20 protein-coding genes are annotated in these 21,454 nt (G+C 33.6%); 14 read left to right on the top strand and 6 right to left on the bottom strand.

Going from position 1 to position 21,454, the window contains the following annotated elements; genetic code table 11:
- Positions 1-49 precede the first annotated feature (49 nt).
- Together AB0A59_RS04340 and AB0A59_RS04345 are read right to left on the bottom strand one after the other, a co-directional pair.
- Positions 50-1,285: a cation:proton antiporter domain-containing protein gene (locus AB0A59_RS04340; RefSeq protein ID WP_458746799.1), complete on the bottom strand. Its 1,236-nt coding sequence runs from the start codon at positions 1,283-1,285 to the stop codon at positions 50-52.
- 203 nt (positions 1,286-1,488) lie between these two features.
- Positions 1,489-1,902 carry a hypothetical protein gene (locus AB0A59_RS04345; RefSeq protein ID WP_458746801.1) on the bottom strand — a complete coding sequence of 138 codons (414 nt, stop codon included), beginning with the start codon at positions 1,900-1,902 and terminating at the stop codon, positions 1,489-1,491.
- Positions 1,903-2,688: 786 nt separating this feature from the next.
- On the opposite strand from AB0A59_RS04345, the gene AB0A59_RS04350 reads away from it, so the two are divergent.
- Together AB0A59_RS04350 and AB0A59_RS04355 are read left to right on the top strand one after the other, a co-directional pair.
- Positions 2,689-2,748, top strand: coding sequence for a CbtB domain-containing protein (locus AB0A59_RS04350; protein WP_458747553.1), 60 nt, complete (start codon positions 2,689-2,691; stop codon positions 2,746-2,748).
- A gap of 193 nt (positions 2,749-2,941) precedes the next feature.
- Complete coding sequence (locus AB0A59_RS04355) at positions 2,942-4,015, top strand: inositol-3-phosphate synthase (protein WP_458746803.1); 1,074 nt, start codon at positions 2,942-2,944, stop codon at positions 4,013-4,015.
- Positions 4,016-4,068: 53 nt separating this feature from the next.
- Here AB0A59_RS04355 and AB0A59_RS04360 read toward each other — a convergent pair whose 3' ends face one another.
- Positions 4,069-5,130: a PhoU domain-containing protein gene (locus tag AB0A59_RS04360; protein WP_458746805.1), complete on the bottom strand. Its 1,062-nt coding sequence runs from the start codon at positions 5,128-5,130 to the stop codon at positions 4,069-4,071.
- A gap of 70 nt (positions 5,131-5,200) precedes the next feature.
- Here AB0A59_RS04360 and AB0A59_RS04365 point away from each other — a divergent pair, with 70 nt between their 5' ends.
- The 6 genes from AB0A59_RS04365 (at position 5,201) to AB0A59_RS04390 (ending at position 11,853) form a co-directional block, all read left to right on the top strand.
- Complete coding sequence (locus tag AB0A59_RS04365) at positions 5,201-6,154, top strand: pantoate kinase (RefSeq protein WP_458746806.1); 954 nt, start codon at positions 5,201-5,203, stop codon at positions 6,152-6,154.
- Between the two features lie 3 nt (positions 6,155-6,157).
- A complete protein-coding gene (locus AB0A59_RS04370; RefSeq protein ID WP_458746808.1) occupies positions 6,158-6,934 on the top strand; it encodes a phosphopantothenate/pantothenate synthetase in 777 nt (258 codons plus the stop codon).
- 69 nt (positions 6,935-7,003) lie between these two features.
- A complete protein-coding gene (panB, locus tag AB0A59_RS04375; protein ID WP_458747554.1) occupies positions 7,004-7,861 on the top strand; it encodes a 3-methyl-2-oxobutanoate hydroxymethyltransferase in 858 nt (285 codons plus the stop codon).
- A gap of 15 nt (positions 7,862-7,876) precedes the next feature.
- Entirely contained in the window at positions 7,877-9,307 is a 1,431-nt protein-coding gene (locus tag AB0A59_RS04380; protein ID WP_458746809.1) for a phosphopantothenoylcysteine decarboxylase domain-containing protein, read from the top strand.
- 118 nt (positions 9,308-9,425) lie between these two features.
- Entirely contained in the window at positions 9,426-10,262 is an 837-nt protein-coding gene (locus AB0A59_RS04385) for an isocitrate lyase/PEP mutase family protein (protein ID WP_458746811.1), read from the top strand.
- Between the two features lie 31 nt (positions 10,263-10,293).
- A complete protein-coding gene (locus tag AB0A59_RS04390) occupies positions 10,294-11,853 on the top strand; it encodes a hypothetical protein (RefSeq protein ID WP_458746813.1) in 1,560 nt (519 codons plus the stop codon).
- 9 nt (positions 11,854-11,862) lie between these two features.
- Here the strand turns inward: AB0A59_RS04390 and AB0A59_RS04395 are convergent, their stop codons facing one another.
- Positions 11,863-12,699: a glycosyltransferase family A protein gene (locus tag AB0A59_RS04395; protein WP_458746815.1), complete on the bottom strand. Its 837-nt coding sequence runs from the start codon at positions 12,697-12,699 to the stop codon at positions 11,863-11,865.
- Between the two features lie 439 nt (positions 12,700-13,138).
- Between AB0A59_RS04395 and AB0A59_RS04400 the strand changes: the two genes are divergently transcribed.
- Positions 13,139-14,281 (top strand): glycosyltransferase, encoded by a 1,143-nt coding sequence (locus AB0A59_RS04400; protein ID WP_458746817.1) that lies wholly within the window; start codon positions 13,139-13,141, stop codon positions 14,279-14,281.
- Positions 14,282-14,467: 186 nt separating this feature from the next.
- Complete coding sequence (locus AB0A59_RS04405; RefSeq protein WP_458746819.1) at positions 14,468-15,091, top strand: class I SAM-dependent methyltransferase; 624 nt, start codon at positions 14,468-14,470, stop codon at positions 15,089-15,091.
- A 78-nt stretch (positions 15,092-15,169) separates the two neighbouring features.
- Here the strand turns inward: AB0A59_RS04405 and AB0A59_RS04410 are convergent, their stop codons facing one another.
- Positions 15,170-16,072 carry a glycosyltransferase family protein gene (locus tag AB0A59_RS04410; RefSeq protein WP_458746820.1) on the bottom strand — a complete coding sequence of 301 codons (903 nt, stop codon included), beginning with the start codon at positions 16,070-16,072 and terminating at the stop codon, positions 15,170-15,172.
- Positions 16,073-16,515: 443 nt separating this feature from the next.
- On the opposite strand from AB0A59_RS04410, the gene AB0A59_RS04415 reads away from it, so the two are divergent.
- Entirely contained in the window at positions 16,516-17,751 is a 1,236-nt protein-coding gene (locus tag AB0A59_RS04415) for an asparagine synthase-related protein (protein ID WP_458746822.1), read from the top strand.
- Between the two features lie 222 nt (positions 17,752-17,973).
- Positions 17,974-18,486, top strand: a complete 513-nt coding sequence (locus AB0A59_RS04420) for a hypothetical protein (RefSeq protein WP_458746824.1) — start codon at positions 17,974-17,976, stop codon at positions 18,484-18,486.
- Between the two features lie 14 nt (positions 18,487-18,500).
- Here AB0A59_RS04420 and AB0A59_RS04425 read toward each other — a convergent pair whose 3' ends face one another.
- Complete coding sequence (locus AB0A59_RS04425; protein ID WP_458746826.1) at positions 18,501-19,541, bottom strand: NAD(P)/FAD-dependent oxidoreductase; 1,041 nt, start codon at positions 19,539-19,541, stop codon at positions 18,501-18,503.
- 208 nt (positions 19,542-19,749) lie between these two features.
- Between AB0A59_RS04425 and AB0A59_RS04430 the strand changes: the two genes are divergently transcribed.
- Positions 19,750-20,619 carry a right-handed parallel beta-helix repeat-containing protein gene (locus AB0A59_RS04430; RefSeq protein WP_458746827.1) on the top strand — a complete coding sequence of 290 codons (870 nt, stop codon included), beginning with the start codon at positions 19,750-19,752 and terminating at the stop codon, positions 20,617-20,619.
- Positions 20,620-20,822: 203 nt separating this feature from the next.
- On the top strand, positions 20,823-21,422 hold the full coding sequence (locus AB0A59_RS04435) for a hypothetical protein (protein WP_458746829.1): 600 nt from the start codon (positions 20,823-20,825) through the stop codon (positions 21,420-21,422).
- The last annotated feature ends 32 nt before the right edge of the window (positions 21,423-21,454 follow it).

Below are 21,454 nucleotides of genomic sequence, written 5' to 3' on the forward strand. Positions count from 1 at the left end.
TAAAGCATATCGCGAATCCCCAAGTAATAATACATGTCCTATAACGTTTCTAATTCGGTTCTGCTGGCTTAGAATCATTTGGAGACTTTGAAGAACTGGTATCGACGTCCTTTTTCCTTTCAGCCAGTTTTAATCCTAACTTTATCAAATAAGGCGCTAAGAACGTGGAAATTAGCGTTATAGTTCCTATAATGGGTAATAGAAAGGAACTCACTATCCCTATATCTATTCCTCCTTTTGCTACAATTAATGACATCTCTCCACCTCTTGATGATGAGAGACTAATACCTGTCTGCATAGATGTGAGTTTGCTAAATCCTTGATATCTCGAGGTGAGGTACACAATAGCGAATTTTACAGCTGAAGTGACTCCCACAAGTAATAGTGCGGGTATTATGAATACTGGTATCAATTTGATATCCATTAATGCTCCTACTGAAACGAAAAATAAAGCTACGAACATATCTCTGATGGGTGTTGTCAGGATACTTGTAACAGCATGTGATTTTGATTCAGCTATCAGGACACCTGCAAAAAAAGCACCAACAGCTACTGAAATCCCAAGCAAATTTGACACATAGGCAAAGCCAAAGGCCAAACCTAGCACAGCCACTACCAAAACATCACTCTGGTTCGTCCTTGCAACAAAATCGACTAAGCGTGGAATTGTTCTCGAACCAATTATCAAAACTCCTGCAATAAATACCACTGTTATTCCTATGGGGATGAGGATTTCTACAATTGATATATTACCTGTTACCGTGGTTGATTGTAATAAGGCAAAAATCGATAATATTATTATGTCCTCGATAATCAGAATTCCTAGAGTAAGATATGACGCCTCCTCTCGTAGGATCTTTAATTCTTCTAATACCTTCATTATCACAACTGTGCTAGAAACGGATAACGCTACTGCCAAAAACAAGCTGTCATAGAAAGACATGTTTAGTGCCTGCCCTACGAAAAATCCTGCGATCAGTGTTCCTATTTGTTCTGCTACTGTTATGATTGTGGCCCTTTTACCTATCTTCCTCAGATTACGAATTGGAAATTCCATTCCAACTGTAAATAGCAGCAAAATTATTCCAATCTCTGCAAACAAGTTTAAGACTTCTACATTACTAATGAAACTGAAAGGGGGAGTATGAGGTCCTATAATTATGCCTGCCCCTATATATCCCAAAATTAGTGGCTGCTTCAATTTATATGAAATAATTGTCATTACCGCTGCGATTATCATTATTGTCGCAAAATCTTGTAAAATTTGGGTTATTTCTATAGCCACAATAAAAATTAATATATATATTATATAAATAATTGTAATTGTTTACCGGACATTAATTTAAAAAATTTTGTTTACCTGAAAAATACGTATGCTAGACAGTTCGATAGAGTTTTTTTACGCTGAAAATTAGTTTAGTATTCCATTAGTAAATTGCATAACAAAAGTATTTCTAAACTCAATTATTCATCTTTTATTAACTGTGGTTATGGGACCTGTTCTCCTTCCGTAGTTATTTTATAATGATCGACATTATTTGCACTAACAAAAAAGTAGAAATCTCTTTCATACCCTGGTTTAAAAGTTGAAGAAGCAGGTGTAATGAACCTGCTGGTTTCGGAAACTGTGCTATTCTTAGAATCAAATAATTCTACCAATACTTTTACATCTCTCACATCGAAAGTCGAGTTATTGATAGCGGTGCCTTTAACAGATATTAATCCCGTTGGACTTTCTCCTACTTCAATTTCTTTGAGCTCGAGACTAATTATTGTGCTAGAAAGCGAATTTATCATTCCTTGTTCTTGTGCATTTATCGGGTTCGCTGTTGAATTTACCAGAAATATAATGACTATTAAAATATTTGGTATCAAAATGAAGGAATTACTTATTACATTCACTCTTTTTCCTCTCCCTACTAAATATTTCATACCGTATCCTAGATATGAATTGTTATCCGGTGGGTAAAGTCGTATTTATGTGACAAAAGTTTGTAGTTTTTATATTTGAGATTAGCATTGAATTAATTATGGAGTAACAGTATCATGAGATCATGAAAAATACCTCGGCTATACACGAATACTAGCGAATTGATTAATTCGATAAATGATACATCGTTTTCCACATGTAAGGATTTTTATGAATTAATTTTTGCTTGTTTCTGACAAATAAAGTAAAAGGAGGGAGATCATTCAGTATCGTATTTTACTTAACCCCTGTTTCCGTCTTCTACTTCGATAATTTGGTCGTCAGGATATTTGACCACCTTAATATTACAATGCTTGCACTCGTAGTATTGAATGTCATGCCTATGACTAATAGATCCATTTAGCCATATCATCATATTTCGGCATCTCAAACAAGACATAGTCATACTCATGTGTGACAAATTTGTGTTATTAAATTCTTTTGATTTTTTACTAATTTCAATTAAAGTCTCGTTTAGATAGATACTTTAAGTCCGACAATCTGCCAACTTAGGACATTGCTCTACAAGATTATTTATTTAATAAGGATAAATGGTAAAATTATGAGTTTGTACCATAGCTTAGAATATTACTACTGATAGAGTACCAAAACTAGCGATTGGTATCTTAGCCGCCATAGCAATTTTAAGTATTTAAATAGTAGGAAATGAGCAAGGACAGCTTTTTAGCATGGTACAAGGAAAAGATGCATTTGACACAATGTGGCTTCACGAGTTTACCCATGATGTAAGACATGTGTCCGGTTTTTCCTGTCATTAGCAACCAATATCATTTTTTTAATTTCCGATGTCCATAGACAAACCGTATTTCAGATATTTTTGATCGAATTATCGGAATAAGACGTAAATACCGACTTATTCCTTATAAATTATAATATCTTATTTCTCATTATTCCCACTATTTCCAAGTTGTAAAATTTATATTAAAATTGTATATGATAGTGATCGTAACCATGGGTAAAAAAATAAATGTTGCAATTGCCGGTGTAGGAAATTGCGCTTCTGCTCTCATTCAAGGAATTCACTATTATAATTCTAATTCATCCTCTAAGGATTCTATCGGTCTTACTTCATTTAACCTCGGTGGCTATGAGCCGGGAGATATTAATTTTGTTGCTGCATTTGATATTGCCGAATCCAAAGTGGGAAAGGACCTGTCTGAAGCTATCATCTCGCCACCAAACAATGCTTTACAAATTATTAATGTTCCTCCAATTGGAATTAAAGTTCAAAAGGGTAACGTGTTAGATGGGGCAGGAAAGCATTTTTCAGAAGTGGTAAAACTTTCTGATGAGACAAATACCGATGTTTACAATATGCTAAAAGAAACGCATACTGATATCTTAATTAATTATTTGCCTGTTGGAAGTAGGGAAGCTAGCAGATACTATGCAGAAAAATGCCTTGAAGCAGGTGTTTGTTTTATTAATGCAATTCCAGTTTTCATATCGTCAGATTATACTTGGCAAAAACGGTTCGCGGAAAAAAATGTTCCATGTGCAGGGGATGATGTAATGAGCCAATTGGGTGCTACTGTAGTACACAAGACATTGGCAAAGTTGTGGGTGGACAGAGGGGTATCGATTGATGAGACCTATCAACTAAATATTGGTGGGGATATGGATTTCTACAATATGTTAGATGAAGAAAGATTGGAAGACAAGAGAGTTAGCAAAACTTCAGCGGTACAAGCTATGATACCATATGATGTGCCAATGAGGATAGGTCCGTCTGATTACGTTAACTTTCTTCATAACGATAAAGTTTGCTATATTTATATGAAAGGCCGAATACTGGGAGCAGTACCTATAGAACTAGACTTGAAATTACGCGTTCCAGATGCCTATAATAGTGCGGGCGTGATGATAGATGCAATTAGAGGCGCGAAAATCGCATTAGATAGAAACATCTCTGGACCTTTAGAGAGTATTTCAGCATACTGTTTTAAACATCCTCCAGTTCAAATGTCATATTCCACTGCCAAATCTAATTTCATCGATTTCATCGGCGGAAAAAAGGAACGATAGGTTAATTGTATAGTGTATTATTAACAACTTAAAATCCACATTGATTTTTAGACTTATTTTAGCATATAGGTTGGTTTTGCTAGATCAGTTATATCTATCCAACATTTTGCAATTTTATCAAGACAAGAAATACTATTTATCATTGCAATAGAATATGCTCCGTTTATCACAATCTCTTTGTTAGATGTTATATGCTGTTTTAATTCTGAAATTGACTTTTTAAATTCATCGTAGTTTTCAATTACCTTGAAAGCCTTATCCCTGCTTGTACTCGTAAAAGCTTCGATGGAATAATGCTGCATTTCTTCGAGTGCATATCCGATTTTTCTAATCAAATCTGCTATTTGGCTCTTTTCCCTAACTTCTGATAGATAAGATACTAATTCTGCTATTAAATCTCCTGCAGTTTCTAGATAATTAGCTGCTATTCTGTAATCGAGCATATCTATATTGCTTAGATTCAGATTGCTCGCAAGTTTTTTATTCATAATAGCTGTTCTTATTATTCTAACTAGAAGGAAATACTGTCTGTCTATTTCGTCGTCTCGGCTATCAATTTTTTTCTTTAGATCGCTTCCAAAACCTTCACTAAGTGAATGAATCGTTTCCTTGAACATTCCTGCAATGATTGAATTCATCATACTCAGTATTTTCTCAATGTTTAGAGTTTTAGCATCGATTAGAAATTGAAGATGTATGTTATAGCTATTCTCATCAACAATTTCTAATCCAATTAATTTTCGAGTAGCCCTTTTTATTGTTTCACTATCTTCAAATGATATTTGTTTCTTTGAATGTATATTTATTAGGGTATACCCTAATAAATAAGCCCCAAAAATTTTGTTTAACAGGATTTTTATCAACTTATCTTTAATATCAACATGATCATCAATATCATTTCTTGATTGTTGGTGATTGTTCTCCATTCCATACTCAAATTCTATTTTTATTTCTTCGTCTTGGTAATTATTATAAATTGAGACAGTATTGTCAATATTCGTTTCTATAGTTATGCTCCTTCCCTTACCCAGTGAATTTTTCTTTATCCAATCATTTGGAAGGGATATGAGAATACTACTGCCTATTTGTTGTAATATTCGGGTATATATTGTCATAATTTATATATATCAATATAAATAAATTATACTATATTTTTATATTTACTTTTGATTATAAAATGCTGTAGTGGTTTTAGTTACTCAAATGCCTGTGGCAGTGGCAAAGGGCTATAGTCCTGGCCACATTACCGGTTTTTTTGCCACACCGACCAAGCCTAATTCCATAGTAGATCCGAAATTTCTTGGATCTATAGGTGCTGGTTTTAGTATTGATAGGGGAATTACATCTACTGTCAAAGTATTTTACTCGGCTGAAAATAACTATGAAATAAGACTAAACGGGATTCCTAATTTTGAGCTAAAGGTGTCTAATTTTGTTGTAGCTTATTATATGCGGCTAATCTCTGACCCTGTTTTTCTTTCAATTGAGCATGATTGTGATTTGCCTATTGGGTTTGGATTAGGATCCAGTGGCTCGGCTGCTCTAAGTCTTTCTTATGCTCTTAATGCGGCACTAAAGACCAACTTGACCAATCTTCAGGCAGCTCAAATAGCACACAATGCAGATATAGCTTGCAAAACTGGACTGGGAACAGTAATATCGGAATTTACAGGGGGTTTTGAGTTACGTTTGAGTGAGGGAGGACCTGGGATTGGCAGAGTTATAAAATCTGAATTGTCTCCAGACCTACGCGTCATCATTTTATGCCTTGAGCCCATCAAAACCGAGTTGTGGTTAGATGAGTCCGTTACTAGTGAGAAAAAACATTTTTTGAATCTTTTGGGTAGAAAAATGGTAAATGATTTAAATAAAGATAAAAATGTCGAATCATTTCTCGATATGTCTTATCAATTTGCAAGTGAATATCAATTGGATGAGGGTAAGTGTCATTCTCCATTACATGTGCTGCAGGCAGAAGGCATTAAGGCTAGCGTGGCACTATTTGGACATACTTTATTTACACTGACCCAAAGAGATAAGATGTCTAAAATTGTGAGATTATTAGAACAATTTAAGGGACAACTATTAATTTGTGGGATTGACAATTTGGGTGCGAGACTGATTAAAAAGAATGACTAAGAGATGCCAAGGAAAATAGAATTACACGAAAGTCACCCAAGGTATTTATCCTTGTTAATGAGAGAAAAACTGGTAACAGGTTTTAGTAGGGGATTAGTAGCAACAGAGGGTCTGATCGCTCATGGGAGGGGTGAATGCTTTGACTATTTGCTGGGAGAATGCACAACAGAATCGGCTAGAGCGGCCATAAACGTTGCCTCTGCTATGCTGTTACTTGCTAGATATCCAGTAATTTCAGTAAATGGTAACGTTACTGCATTATGTGCAGAGCAGATATGTGGGTTAAATCGATCTATAGAAAACTCAATCATTGAAATAAATCTCTTTTATTATACCAAAGAAAGAGAAAAGTTGATATCAGAAGAATTCAAAAAATATGGATTAACAACATTATTAGGTATCAACCCAAAAAATCTTGTGAGTATTCCGGAACTAGAGAGTAACAGAAGACTAGTTGATCAGTATGGAATATCTAAAGCTGATGTTGTCTTTGTACCCCTAGAGGATGGTGATAGGACTATGGCCTTAAAACGTATGAATAAGAAAGTTATCACAGTGGATTTGAACCCTCTCTCAAGAACTTCATTGACATCCGATATAACAATAGTGGATAATATTGTTAGGGTAATTCCCCAGCTTATTGAAAGGGTCGAATATCATAAAAAATATTCTAGTGAAAACGACCTGAATGAACTCATAGAGGACTTTAATAATCTTGATGGCTTAAGAAAGACACTTGAAGTAATGAAATCTAAACAAGTATCCCTTTTAAAAAATTGACTTGCATATTATTTCTATTAGTTTTTTTAGACTCTACGTTAGGAGTTATGACTTGATCTGATTCCAAATATCAGTCACCTACAACAAAAAAAGAAAAAAAGTGAAAAAATCACTGTCGTGACTGCTTACGATTATACAACATCAAAGGTATGCGACGAATCAGGTGTAGACATATTGCTAGTTGGTGACAGTGCGGGTATGGTTATGTTGGGATACCCAAGTACAATTTCTGTTACTATGGAAGAAATGATGGTCTATTGCAGAGGTGTTGTTAGTGGATCAAACAATACTGTAATCATAGCCGATATGCCATTTGGATCCTATCAGTTTGATGAGTCATTGGCTTTTCTAAATGCCATAAAGTTCATTAAATTAGGTTGTCATGCTGTAAAAATTGAGGGTGGTGTTGAAGTTATTCCCCTTATCAGGAAACTTACAGAATATGGAATTCCGGTTATGGGACATATTGGATTAAAGCCTCAAACCTCATTCTTATGGGAAGGTTACAAGGTACAAGGTAGGACTGCTGATTCTGCTATTGCATTGTACGAACAAGCAATTGAAATAGAAAAAGCGGGCGCTTTTAGTTTAGTACTAGAACTAGTGACTAGACAAGTGGCTGAACAAATCTCCAGATCTCTTATTATTCCGACGATTGGGATAGGTTCAGGTAGCGGATGCGATGGTCAAGTTTTGGTCTTTCATGATCTGATTGGATCATACAATAAATTCAAACCAAAATTTGTAAAAAGATATCTGGAATCATTTCCTTTGTTATTGGGTGCAATGAAAAATTATATTGCAGATGTGAAGAATGGCAAATTTCCAGATGAAAATCATTCATTTTCCATTTCAGAAGAGGAGTTATTAAGGTTCAATAAATATCTCAGTACAAAAGCAAAGATTCGCAAGCTGAATCCAAAATAAACGGGACAATATGCCATGAGAGAAGATGAATCGTTCATTAAAAAATTCGTTGATACTAACGACGATGATAGATGTGATTTACATCCGTCAAAGGATATTAAATGCACTTTGGGAAATGAATTAAACGGAAGGCGAGTTGTAATTTGTATCACCGCTAGTGTAGCTTGCTACAAAGCGATAGACTTGATAAGAATTATGATAAGACATGGAGCTGAAGTATTTGTGGTAATCTCAAAGGCGGTTGAAAAATTCATGCATAAAGATTATTTTTTGTGGGCCAGTGGAAATTCGGTTATTTCAGAACTTTCTGGAGATTTGGAACACGTAAGGTTAGCAAACTACCAAGCATCTGATCTGATAATAGTATATCCGTGCACAGCTAATACAATAGGCAAGTTTGCAAATGGTATTGACGATACACCGGTAACCTCAGTGCTATCTATAGCATTAGGAGCGGGAGTTCCTATACTAATCGCTCCTGCGATGCATGATGCGATGTACCAAAATATGATCATCAAACAAAATATACAGTATTTAGAAAATATTGGAATAGCATTTATGAATCCGATCCTTGAAGAAGATAAAGCCAAAATAGCAACTGTGGAATCAGTCTTTCTGCGAAGCGTTGAACTTGTAAAGAATCAAATTTCAAAATATAGTAAGAAGAATGGAATGTCAAACGATCGGTTAGACTGGCATTTTTGTAAGGGTTCGATTGATAAATCGTTACCATTAAATCATCAACAAATGCGATCTTTTATGAAGCATAGAAAAATTTTGATATCTACAGGCAGCACCATTGAACACATAGATCCGATTCGGGTCATTTCTAATACTAGTTCTGGTAAAATGGGTTATTCCTTACTAAGGAAGGCCATTGATTTGGAGTTAGATATTACAGTTGTTAAGGGATCGACATCGATGGATCTAGAATATACTAAACTAAAGGACCAGTTTAATTTTAAGCTAATCGAAGCAAGATCAACCGAACAAATGATGGCTAGTATTGTAGGAGAATTATCTTCGAAATCATATGATATTATCATACTTGCCGCGGCAGTTTCTGATTTTAAACCCGAATTTTATTCTAGTGATAAAATCACAACTGGCACTCATTCGTTAGTCATTAGACTTGTGCCAACTGGTAAAATTGTTGATCAAGTTAAATGTATTCAAAGAGAAACGTATTTAGTTGCTTTTAAAGCTGAATATCATGTTTCAGAGCGAATACTTCTGGAAAGGTCCTACCAGAAGCTATTAGATTCAAATGCCAACATGGTTGTTGCCAATGACGTAAGCAATGAAGGTGCATTTGTTGGCTCCGATTCAAACAAGATTCTAATTGTGGATAAAATGAAAAATTATTATGATTTTCCACTTCTAAATAAGGAGACCGTTGCAGAAAACATTTTAAAACTAATATATTTAGATTTATCTAAAGAATAGAAGATGAATACTTGATTAAATTATCTGATTTCAATTAAGATAAGTCTATTAATTTTATATAAATAAAATTATATAAAGAGGTCAAAAGTAACACTATCATTTGTCGTTAAGTAAGTTATTGAGTCGTCAAAATGATATTTTAGTCATGCCTGGTGTATATGATGCTTTGACAGCTAAAATTGCTGAACACGTAGGTTTTGAGGCCATTTTTCAGACGGGATATGGAACATCGGCCTCATTGTTAGCATTGCCGGATTTTGGATTCTTAAGTATTACTGAAACTGTTGAAAACGCTCGGCGAATAACCCGAGCAGTTGATATACCATTAATAGTGGATGTGGATACTGGTTATGGTAACCCGTTGACCATATCTAAATTAGTAGATGATTTGCAAAGGATTGGCGTTTCAGGAATATTTCTTGAAGATCAGGTTTGGCCAAAAAGGTGTGGCCATATGGTAGGTAAAGAAGTAATCAATTCTCAAGAATACGTCCAAAAACTAAGGTCAGCTATTGATGCTAAGAAAAAGGACTCGGATTTCATAATTGTTGCCAGAACCGATGCAATGGCTCCATTGGGTATTGAAGAGGCCATAAAAAGGGGAAAGCTGTATAGCGAAATGGGTGCTGACATCGTTTTTGTAGAGGCACCTCGTTCTCTTGACGATATGAAGAATATTGCAAATCAAATTGATGCCCCTTTAGTTGCTAACATGATAGAGGAAGGTATAACCCCTAATTTGACCTCAAAAGAACTTTTAGAGATGGGTTATAAAATTGCCCTCTTTCCACTTTCTGGGTTATATTCCTCCACGTTTGCAATATTTGAAACGTTTAAGACTTTAAAAGAGACAGGTACAACAAAATCTCTAAAACATAAAATGATGCAATTTAAGGAATTTAATAAGTTGGTTAATCTAGATAAATATATGAACATGGAAAAAAAATATGCTTGATTTTATTCAAAGAACCTAAACTTGACTATTTTTGAATATACATATAGTTTATGCTATTTTGATCGTATTTGGCATTGGTTGCCTAATAGGAACTATTCCAATAATTCAAAACTTTCCATTTCCTGTAGGCTATGATTCCATCAATTATTATCTACCCACTCTATATAACCTGAATTCTAACCCCGTTATCGGAGAAGAATTATTTCCGGTTTATATATTTTTGGTCTATATTTTTTATTTGATCGTTTTTTCAGATCTATACTTTGCCTATAATGCTGTAAATATTGTTTTATATGGATCATTCGGTGTTACCACATTTCTTCTTATTAAGAACGTATTGAGACAATCGGTTGATAAAAGTATACTGTTTGCCATTTTTGTTATGTTTCAGTTAAGTACTTTGAGAATGGAATGGGATTTACATAGGGATATTTTGGCCCTTGTATTTCTTAATCTTTGTTTGGTTACCGTAAACAATATGAAGTCACTTGTTACCAATAAGTTTGTTCTCTTACAATACGTTAGTATTAGTATCATTTATGTGGCCACAATATTTTCTGATAGAATGATAGGAAGTTTATTAATTGTATCTTCAATCTTCCTTTCGATCCTACATAAACTCAAGATACTAGGTGTCGTTAACTTATTAATACTAATATTGTTTCTAACCTACTTCTTATTATCAGATGATGTCACTTTTGTTTCTATTGGCTCAAACCCAATTGATGTATTATTGAATCCCGTATTTAACAAGAATATTCTATTTCATTATGATTTACTTGTACTGCATCTATCACTAAATGGGATCCTTATTCCATTTTTCATCATAGGTTTCCTCAAAAAGTCTGATTCGTTAACCCTTAAAATTCCTACTTTTGTGACAATCATGTTTTCATTTAGTTGGCTAATCGTTCCTAATTATGATTACTTGGTACCGGAGCGTTGGATAATTCTTTCGGGATTTTTTATTTCCATATTTGGACTGTATGGATTCTTTCTACTTGTAGATAGATTGGTAAATTCAAAACTCAAAAATCTCATTTCAGTTTTATTTATAGCTTCTTTTGTCACGTACGGTATTTTGTTTATGATCCTCCCGTATGGAATTGTTTTTACTATACCTTCTGTATTCCAAAACCAAACTGGCTTGACATTCCCTTTGTCAATGTCTTTTAATTCATTAGAGATATCTAAGAACCAAGATTTGGTGAAATCTATAGAATGGATTAATTCTAATACTAAGAATAACTCACAAGTTATTGGGACAATGCATTGGAGAGGATGGTTTAATTTATTCCTAGAAAAACCACGTCAATATATTTTTTCAGAGACTATATCTCTTCGGACTGATAATTTTACAAAAGAGAAAAATATAGTAGGCTTGTACAACCTGCTGAAAAGTAAAATTGATTCTCAATGTGCTAATAAAGTGGAGACGTTTACTAACAGTAGTTCCGCGTTGGGAAATGAAGAAAATATTTTCTTGATCGATTTGAAATCAGGCTACTATGATACTCCGGACAACCATCCAATAGTTTACGATTCAGAATATTTTAATATTTATGAAATTACTCATTCAATTTGTGGGTGATCAGTCCTTCTATCTGGGTTTAATTAATGATTTAATTTTTTCGATCTGAGTCTTTCTAGTAAATTTTCTTATATCATCGGGATACAAACTATCGTACCCTTCCAGTTTCGGTTTATAGGATAAATAATAATATAGCATATACAATGCCCCTACTCTTCCAATAGGTTTGCTAGTACCAAAATATAGAAAAAATCTTCCGAATGCAAATAGAGGGTGATAACCCAGAGTTCTCATACTAGCACCGAATTCATAGAAATGATGATTTTGTCCAAGGGGTCTTGTATGCTCAAATTTTGCTTCTTTTAAAATAGTCTCTTTATATCCATTTTTTCTAGATGCAATTAAAATAGCTGATTCGTAACCCATTTTCTCAGGATAGTGATCGTATTCTTTATAAAAAAAGGAATTTCTAACAAATCTGCCTGCTCCACGAGGGGTTTTATAACCAATACCACCAAAATTTCCAGATACCACCGCATAATCTTTGTTCCTATCCATAAATCTAATTATCTTTTCAGCATAATCCTCGGTATAGATAGTATCGTCTGTTCCTATCATATGGTAATCGGTTTCCCCCAAACTTTTTTCAGTCTTCAGAGTCAAGGCTTTATTCCAGTTTTTAACCACTCGAGAAATATCATAGCCGAAATCAGGATTGGAGATGATAAATAAGTTATCTATTTTTTTAGATATCTCTATTAATATCTTTCCAGTATTATCTTTAGAGCCGTCATCTATTACAATTATATATGATGGCTTTGTGGTTTGATTTGATATTGACATTAAGGCTTTTTCAATATCGTTTTCAGAATTTCTACATGTTACAATTGTAAAATAAGTTCCCATAGTTTTAGATGACCAAGTAACAAGTAATAATCACTGAACATATAAGTTTTAAAATCGTCAAGGAATAAATTATATTCGATGTGAAGAACTGGGTACACATGGATTGACTCTTCCAAACAGAAGAATGGGTTGATAATACCGGAATAAACTGCGATTAATGAATATAGATGACCAATATCTTTAGGTAAATGAACTGACTCGTCATAGTATGTAATTTTAATTATCCATAGAAAATGATTAAGGCTATAATTTTTCGTATAAAACGTTATGGATTGCAAATTATGTCTATAAAAAAAATTCCATTTATACATAACAATCCTATTCATTTCCTTGTCTTCCAACAGTCGAAATTAAAATTTTGAATTAGCGATTATCAACTTTATGGATCTAGAGCATTATTTTATATTATCTTTTATCAAAATATTCAAAGTTGAAGATTTTGCACTTATCTACCGAAGGACTACCCGATTGGAGGATTGAAAAATCTGCACTAACGGCATCTAGTCAAGGACATGAGGTAATATTTGCTGGATCTAAAAGCCCATTTAAATATAATAGAAATACTTTTCCAAAAATCTATGAAGTTATATGGACGGCAAAAGCCAGATATGGGATTCCTTATTATTGGCATTTAGTAAAAAAACAAATATTTCGAATTATAAAAGATACTCGACCTGATATAGTCCATGCCCACAATATTTTCTCTGCTAAGATGATGCTTGAGTTTGATATACCATTTATCTACGATGATCATGAGTTTTGGTCCAAACAATCTCAATTATTACTTGAAATGGATAAACTAGATGAAGGTGTGGATAAGAGGGTGCGCATGAATGAATTAGTAAAAGATGTGCAAAGAAAAGTAAAAAGAAAAATAGTGAATCGTCATGTCAATCGTTTGTGGACTAAATGGGAAAGGGAATTAGTTTCAACAATCCCCACAATTACTGTTTCCAACGAAATAGCAAATAGGCTGAGAATTATAGGCAATAGTAACAAAATATTTGTTGTCCCTAATTTTCCAACGAAATTTGAAATAAGATATTCTAATAAACCCCGTCCTCACAACCAGTTGTCAAGCGTTTATGCTGGGGCGGACGGATTCAACAAAAAGAAGTATCCAAATAAGAATTTAGACGGGTTGACAGATATATTTACCCAAAACGATATCGGAGATCTTACAGTCATTGGTTGGGATGGGGAACCTTCCAATAAAATCAAATATACTGGTTTTCTACACAGAATTGACATGTTTAAAGAGATGTCCAATCATTCGATTGGTTTGATACCATTTAAAAAACACTGGTTTCACGAGTATATGAACTCTAATAAAGCATATGAATATGCTCATGCAGGGCTTTACGTAATGTGCACAAGTTCGCTTAAAGATACTCAAGTCGCTTTAAACCAACATTGTATTACATTTGCTGATCATGAGGAAATGAAAGAAGATCTATTATATTTTAAGAATAACATGGATGAATTGTATGAAAAGAGATTGAACTTATTTGAATATGCTCGTAATAATTTGATTTGGGAACTTAATGAAAAAAAAATTCTGGATGCATACAAAATGTGCTAATTCTTGAAACCATGTTGTTCGATTTGAAATGAGCTTGATAACTTTTGACTGCGATTAATTCAGTTTTTCATATATTCACATTCAAATCTTTCCAGAGTGAATCTGATTTGGTACTTTATTAACTGCCCTATCTGGGTGAATCTAAGCAAACAAAATAAATATATCTTGAGAGTGAAGTAGGAAGGCATGTCATATATTCCGAATGAATACTGGACACACCGAGGAAAAGACTATAAGAAGAATTTCAAATATGATCACAAATTTGAATTGCAAGAGCAAATGCTAATTGAGTATTTAAAAAAATATTCTTTTGACTCTGTTCTGGAGGTAGGATGTGGATTTGGCAGAATAACAAAATTATTACTTACTAATTTTCCAAAAATTAAAGAATATTTTGCATTTGATCTTTCTACACATCAAGTTGAAAATGCTAAGATAAACATCAGGGGGGTAAAAAATAACACAAATATCCAATTCGCGGTATCAGATATACAATCATTTCAACCAATTCAGAAATATGATTTAGTAATCGCGTCAGAAGTTCTGATGCATGTCTTGCCTTCTGAAATTGAACAAATTATTCAAAAGTTAGTTAGTTTATCAACTAAATATGTTTGCAATATTGATTGGTTTGAGGATAAAGTTCCTAAAAAGGCAGAATCTTTTAATTTTGTTCACCAATACCAAAAGATATATAATAATATTCCATCTATTAAAAATGTTTATCGCATTCCAATACTAAAAAAGAAAGGTTTCTTGTCTAAGGTTGATGCAAAACAGTCTATCTTTTTCTTAGAACTAAAAAATTAATGCATCATCTCTGTTAATGATTAAGTATCGCAGAGTTCAAGCTTGTACTATAGATACAATCATTCTAGAAGAAACGTGTTAAACTGAATAGTATTTATTCAAACTGATTATGATATTCTCTATAGAATGATTTTTTCTAACATACTCGTACCCTTCATTGCTTAATCTGTTAATCTCTTCCTCATCTTCCATTAATCTTATTAAATCCTCTTTTAGAGTCTCCTTGGTGGTTCTGTAAATCGGTGGTCTGTACTTCTCATATAAATAATCAGATACATAAGCTATTACAGGTTTTCTTAAAGCCATACCTTCAAGTTCAAATTTTCCGAACCAACCCACATCAGGCATTATTTTCCCGATTACGATATCTGATCTTTGAATCATTTGCATTGTTTGGATATGTGAAAAATTAAGGATTTCGACTATTTCACATTTATTCTCCTTTCTTAGTTCCTTTAGACCTATAGAATAATTTTCAGATGTTATCGAAGAATGAGTTCTGTAATAAGGGTAATGTGCTATCTGTTTTATCTCCTTATTCCTTGCAGTATTATGTACATAAAGTGAATTGACATTTTTACTTATTTCGTCGAAATCGATCGGATTAGGTACCCATTTTCCGTTCGGTGCATAGTCTAAGAGATCAGGAGTAGAAACTAGGCAAAAATCAAGATCTTTCTTTCCTCTAATGTCATCTCCATGATAATGCTTCAAATATATTTTACCTTGATTTCTCCCTTCCAAGCTCTTCCTTAAAGAACCATAAGGATAATGATAATGCCAAATATCATATTCCCTTTGTAATTTTTTAAATAACTTCCATCTCGCTAAAGGCGACATATAATTAATCATGTTACCTCCAAACTGATTGGAAATTAGTTTATTGAAGACAAATACATCTACTTCATGACCTTGTTTTTTTTGATAGTTAGATAATATTGAGGCTACTCCCGACGGGTTATTTATATGAGCTATTTTCATATACGAAAATGTAGCTAATCAACGTGCATAAATAAAAATCTTGTTACACTACAACGATGTTGATTGATCCGTCCGAATTTTGGTTTTAATATTCAGAAATGGCAAAGCTCGAACGCTTACAGGGGCCCAAAATTTGTTTTGTCCTAATTGAACAGGATCATTTCTAAATAGCATTAATTGTTCTTAATCTGTAATTCATCGTTATAAATATATGATTCCAAATTTTCACTTGCAATTGCAATATCGATGGATTCATCTAAATTGCAATGCATAGTATTAGGTGAGATTGTGATTAAATGGGGAATAATAGGAAAGGAGTGGATTAATAACGGATTTAATAAATTTTTTGTAGCTTTTCATATCAAAGCAATTTTGAAAAAATGAGACTGATCTTCAGCAATTCACTAAATTTATTAAATTAATCAGATATATGCAATCTAGTAATGTCTTTGATTTTAAATGATATTAATATAGCAAATTTTTTAACTTTAAGGTATGATCCTACTTTTACTAATTTACATACTCCTTTGAAAAGTGATTATTTTATTGAAAAAGAAATTGAAAACCTTGACTCAAAAATAGAGAATATTGTTAGGGCGGACTTGGAATCAAAACTGTCACAAAACAAGGCTTCAAAGGTTTCTATTGCCTTAAGTGGTGGCGTAGATTCAGGATTTACATTGATGATGATAAGGAATCTTCTGCCTGAGATACACATTGATTCCATATGCGTTGGTTTTGGGGATGATGATGATGAGATTTCTGAAGCAAAGAAAATTGCTCAACAATATGATTCTGATTTCCACGAATTAATTGTAGATAATGCGTTGAGGGATCTTCCAAAGTTGATATCCATAGCAGGAATGCCTAAATGGAACTTGTATCAATTCTACTCATTAGAACAAGCTGCCAGGTACTCTAACATATTTTTTTCCGGAGATGGCGGAGATGAAACATTTGGAGGTTATATTTTTCGTTATAGAAAATTTCTACAAGAGCTAGAAAATATCAGCAACCCTTCATGGCTAGATAAATCCAAACTTTATCTATCATGTCATGATTGTGATTGGGTTCCCAACCAAGATGACATATTTAATAAGAGATTAGGCTTTTCATGGATTCAAATCTATGAAAACTTTAGACCTTATTTTGATAACAACCTTCTTCCGTTAAACCAATTATTTCTAGCTGATTTTAATGGTAAATTATTACATGATTGGATTCCAACAAATGATACTTTTGGAAAGTACTTAGGCCTTGAAATTGATTCTGTGTTCTTAAATCCGAGGCTAATAGTCTTGGCTGCAAGCATACCATGGCACTATAAATATAGTTATGAAAAGAATATAGGAAAACTTCCTATTTTGTCCCTATTAAACAAGGTTTCGGGCTTTGGTAAATTTCAAGGAGTCAAAAAGGGGTTTTCATTGAATTTATTGAATTTGTGGAGGAATTATGGTAGAGAAATCGTTTTATCATATCTTAATGAAAATTCAGATTCAGTTAAAAATAATATCATTAATCCTAACTGGATAGAAGAGTCAATAACTTTGGTTGATAGTACGACTCATTCCGATATGAAAATCCGTTATATAAGCAAATTATTGTCGCTACTATCTTTTGAGATTTGGTATAGACTATTTGTATCGTTTACACTAAAAGCAAACACAAAATTATAAAACTAAATTACTTTCTCTTAAGATTGAGAATAACGAACAACAATCGATATGCTGGTATCGATACTGATAGGTATTTACAGAAATATTCATAGATACCACTAGAAATATAAAAATATTTTATGAGTCTCTTTTTTGTTCAACATTTAATAGACAAGATAAATCCTTTTTTGATGGGACTCGATATACTTATCGTTGTGCGCTGCACTGTGCATGTAAATCAAAATGAATAATAAATCTAAATTAGAGGCCCATTTAGTATGGTATATGAAACTAAAGATATCGCGAGTCTTCTTAAGACGACGATGGTTGGATTTTAGAAATGGACATAGTATTTATTTGGCATTTTTCCTTACTTTTGTTAACTTTATCTTAATATCGTACAACTTTTTCATAAAGCAACTACCATTTGGAATTGGTGATTATTTCAACCTGCCCATGTTCGTACTTTTATTTGCTTCAATCTATATCCCTGCTGCTATTATTCTAGGTGTTTGGCATCGAAAGCATCAGTACTCTGTTGAAAATGAAGCATTGCTCAGACAGAATTGGATGTGGGCATGGATTAGCCAATACCAAATTAGATTGATCAAGGGCAAGACCAATCCAAAGGAGGATGAATATGTTATAAATTATCTAAATGAAATACTAGTCAGAACGAACAAGAAGGATTTGATAGGCAAAGGGAGTGATGTAACTGATCTACCAAAAGAAAAGAAGCCTGAGGATGACAAATGATTAGATCTGATCTTTTATAATGCATTTACTAATCTCCTCATTTTTTCGAAATTAACTTCAAAGCCAAACCTCTTTTCATCCTTCTTCATGTTTTTATACATACTCAATAACAAATTAAAGTGCTTGACGGTACTTAGTTTACCATCCATTTTGAGCCTTACAATTCGGTAAACGTCATAGTAATAGTTGAATTTCCTTAGAATTTTTTCCCTATATTGTTTTTGGTCAAACTTTACCTTCTTGTGTTTGTTATCATCCAACACCTGTAGAAATATTTCACAGCTTAACAATGATGGAATGATTCCCTCACCAAGCATTGGAAACACAGTACCTATTGATTCTCCTACTCCGATGATATTGTTGTCGTAAAAAGGTTCCATCAGTTTCGGCGGTGAAAGTCGGATGGGCCTGCCTATTTTTTTGATTATTCGTGCATCTGGATGAGTTTCTAAGAATTCTTTTACTCCGTGATACTTTCTGTCAAGATTTCCTGCTCCCATAAAGCCCGTTCCATTGTCTAAAGGAAAATACCAAAAGTATCCACGAGCACCCTTGTAGCCAATTACATGAAATTCATTTATATCTTGAATGTTTTCGACCATATACTCATATGCTGGAATCGCAAAATCCTCTTGTGATTTAGGTAAAAATCTCCTATGGAACCCGGTACAATCTAAAACATAATCGTATTTATCTATAGGAAAAGTCTTTTTATCACAGTTAATACCGTACTCCACCCTGATACCAGTGAGCAAATCGCTCTCCCATTGTTTCTTATTATAGGTAACTAATCCGTCTAAATCGAGAAACTCTTCCTTACCATTAGGAAGTCCCATCCTTAATCTTCTTCCTACATGATAAATATATTCATCAAAATTAAGTCCTGCTTTACTTGAAAAGTACTCTAACATATGCCTTGATGCTCCCCATGCGCATACCGGCCAATGCATCTCTTTCTTATTTGATTCAAAGATAGTTATTTCGTGGCCAATTTTATTTAACATCCCACCAAGATAACTTCCGGCTACGCCGGCTCCGATCACAGCTATCTTCAATTGATATGGTTAGGCTCGAAATAATATTAATATTTGTATATTTTTTATAGTCCACTTTACTCCGATGATTGATTATACATAACGATTTATTACAAAAAAAGTTCTAATCAATCTAATTATTAATTATTTATATCTGATAGAAAGTAATCTTGAGTTACGTAAAAACAACAGTTTCCCATATATATTATACAATTGATTGTTTGTTTGAATGAATAACAAAATATATCTCATGGCGGCATTAATTGCATTTGCATCTGTTGGTGCTTTGTTAATACAGCCAACTGTAGCATCAGCACAAAGCAGCATGATAGACAATATTTTGAACAGTGCTCTCCCCTCTTCTAATACTAATGATAATAATCAACCATCACAAGCAAGTAGCAGCAGTAGCAGCGCAGTCCCATTAAGCACCAGCTTATCTTGTGGTCAAGTTATTAAACAAAGTGTAAAACTGACAGCCAACCTTGATTGTAAGACTGATGGTATAATTGTAGGTGCTGATGGCATTACAATTGATTTGAATGGATTTACATTAAGTGGCCCAGGAGAAAAGAGTTCTAAGGTCGGAATCATGTTTGCAGACAACGATGGCGTAACTGTTCAAGGTCCAGGAACAATTAAGAGCTTCCAAGCAGGTGCATTATTCTCAGGTGGAGAAGACAATAAAATATCCAGAGTCACATTCACAGAGAATGAAATCGCAGTATTTGAAACAGGATCCAAGAATGTAGTAATTGAAGACAATCTAATGTTTGGAAACAGCATTGGTGTAGCAGCTCACTCCTCATCAGGTTCAAAGTTGACCACAAACCTTTTCAAATCAAATGACTTGGCTGGTGTGACATTGGTCAACTCCGCAAGTAATGAACTGTCAATGAATACAATCCAAGGGTCTGTAAACGGTATCTTCTTAGATGGCCAAAGCACAAAGAATAACGTAAATTCAAATAATGTATTGCAAAACCGCGGTGTAGATTTGAATAACGGTAACGGTCTACCAACAAACATAAACGACAACGTGTTCTCAGACAATAACTGTAACACATCTGTCCCAGACGGTTTATGTTTGGGTAGATAAACCCTCCTTTTTCTTCTAAATAAGACAATATCTGAAATTTCTTTTTCAATTTTAAAATCAATCTATCTTTTAGCAATATATTTATTTTATCGCAGTTTAACAAACTTGTTATGAATATTCACCATCCCCTCGACCGAGTCGCTTTTGTTTACTTATCTTTTATCGTCCTACTAAGCTTTATTCTCTCATTTTCAAATCTGCAATTGACTTCAACAATTTATATATATGGTCAAGAAACAAATTCTTCTAGTAATAATGAATTCTTATTAAGCATCAATCAAACATATCTTTCTTTAATTCCATTAATGATTGAGGAAGTTCAAAACACCAATGCGAGCGATATCCCGATTAAACAAATAATGGAGGCAACTCCTTCAAATGCAACTGCCCTTCAAGACATTGTCAAAAATAATTCTAATAAAACAGCTCAAAACGAAGACAATACTACTTTAAACACAAGCAACAACGCTTCTAGACCTCAGGACCTCATTCCAGTCGTTGTTAATATGACTCAAAACACCAATGCGAGCGATATCCCTATCAAAAATGTAATTGATACTGTTCCTTCAAATGCAACTGCCCTTCAAGACATTGTCAAAAATAATTCTAATAAAACAGCTCAAAACGAAGACAATACTACTTTAAACACAAGCAACAACGCTTCTAGACCTCAGGACCTCATTCCAGTCGTTGTTAATATGACTCAAAACACCAATGCGAGCGACTTGGCATTCATGCGAATCATTGATGCAATCCCCGGATACAACAACTCAGAGTTAGATAATCAAAATTTCTTAAATTAATTTCATAAGTGAATTGGAAATTAGAATAAAAC

The sequence above is a fragment of the Candidatus Nitrosocosmicus sp. T genome (genome assembly GCF_054408485.1).

Bases quoted from the DNA above. Each gene is read 5' to 3' on its own strand.
- AB0A59_RS04355 (WP_458746803.1), top strand. From the start codon at position 2,942: ATGGGTAAAAAAATAAATGTTGCAATTGCCGGTGTAGGAAATTGCGCT.
- AB0A59_RS04360 (WP_458746805.1), bottom strand. From the start codon at position 5,130: ATGACAATATATACCCGAATATTACAACAAATAGGCAGTAGTATTCTC.
- AB0A59_RS04370 (WP_458746808.1), top strand. From the start codon at position 6,158: ATGCCAAGGAAAATAGAATTACACGAAAGTCACCCAAGGTATTTATCC.
- AB0A59_RS04380 (WP_458746809.1), top strand. From the start codon at position 7,877: ATGAGAGAAGATGAATCGTTCATTAAAAAATTCGTTGATACTAACGAC.
- AB0A59_RS04395 (WP_458746815.1), bottom strand. From the start codon at position 12,699: ATGGGAACTTATTTTACAATTGTAACATGTAGAAATTCTGAAAACGAT.
- AB0A59_RS04405 (WP_458746819.1), top strand. From the start codon at position 14,468: ATGTCATATATTCCGAATGAATACTGGACACACCGAGGAAAAGACTAT.
- AB0A59_RS04410 (WP_458746820.1), bottom strand. From the start codon at position 16,072: ATGAAAATAGCTCATATAAATAACCCGTCGGGAGTAGCCTCAATATTA.
- AB0A59_RS04415 (WP_458746822.1), top strand. From the start codon at position 16,516: ATGTCTTTGATTTTAAATGATATTAATATAGCAAATTTTTTAACTTTA.
- AB0A59_RS04420 (WP_458746824.1), top strand. From the start codon at position 17,974: ATGAATAATAAATCTAAATTAGAGGCCCATTTAGTATGGTATATGAAA.
- AB0A59_RS04430 (WP_458746827.1), top strand. From the start codon at position 19,750: ATGAATAACAAAATATATCTCATGGCGGCATTAATTGCATTTGCATCT.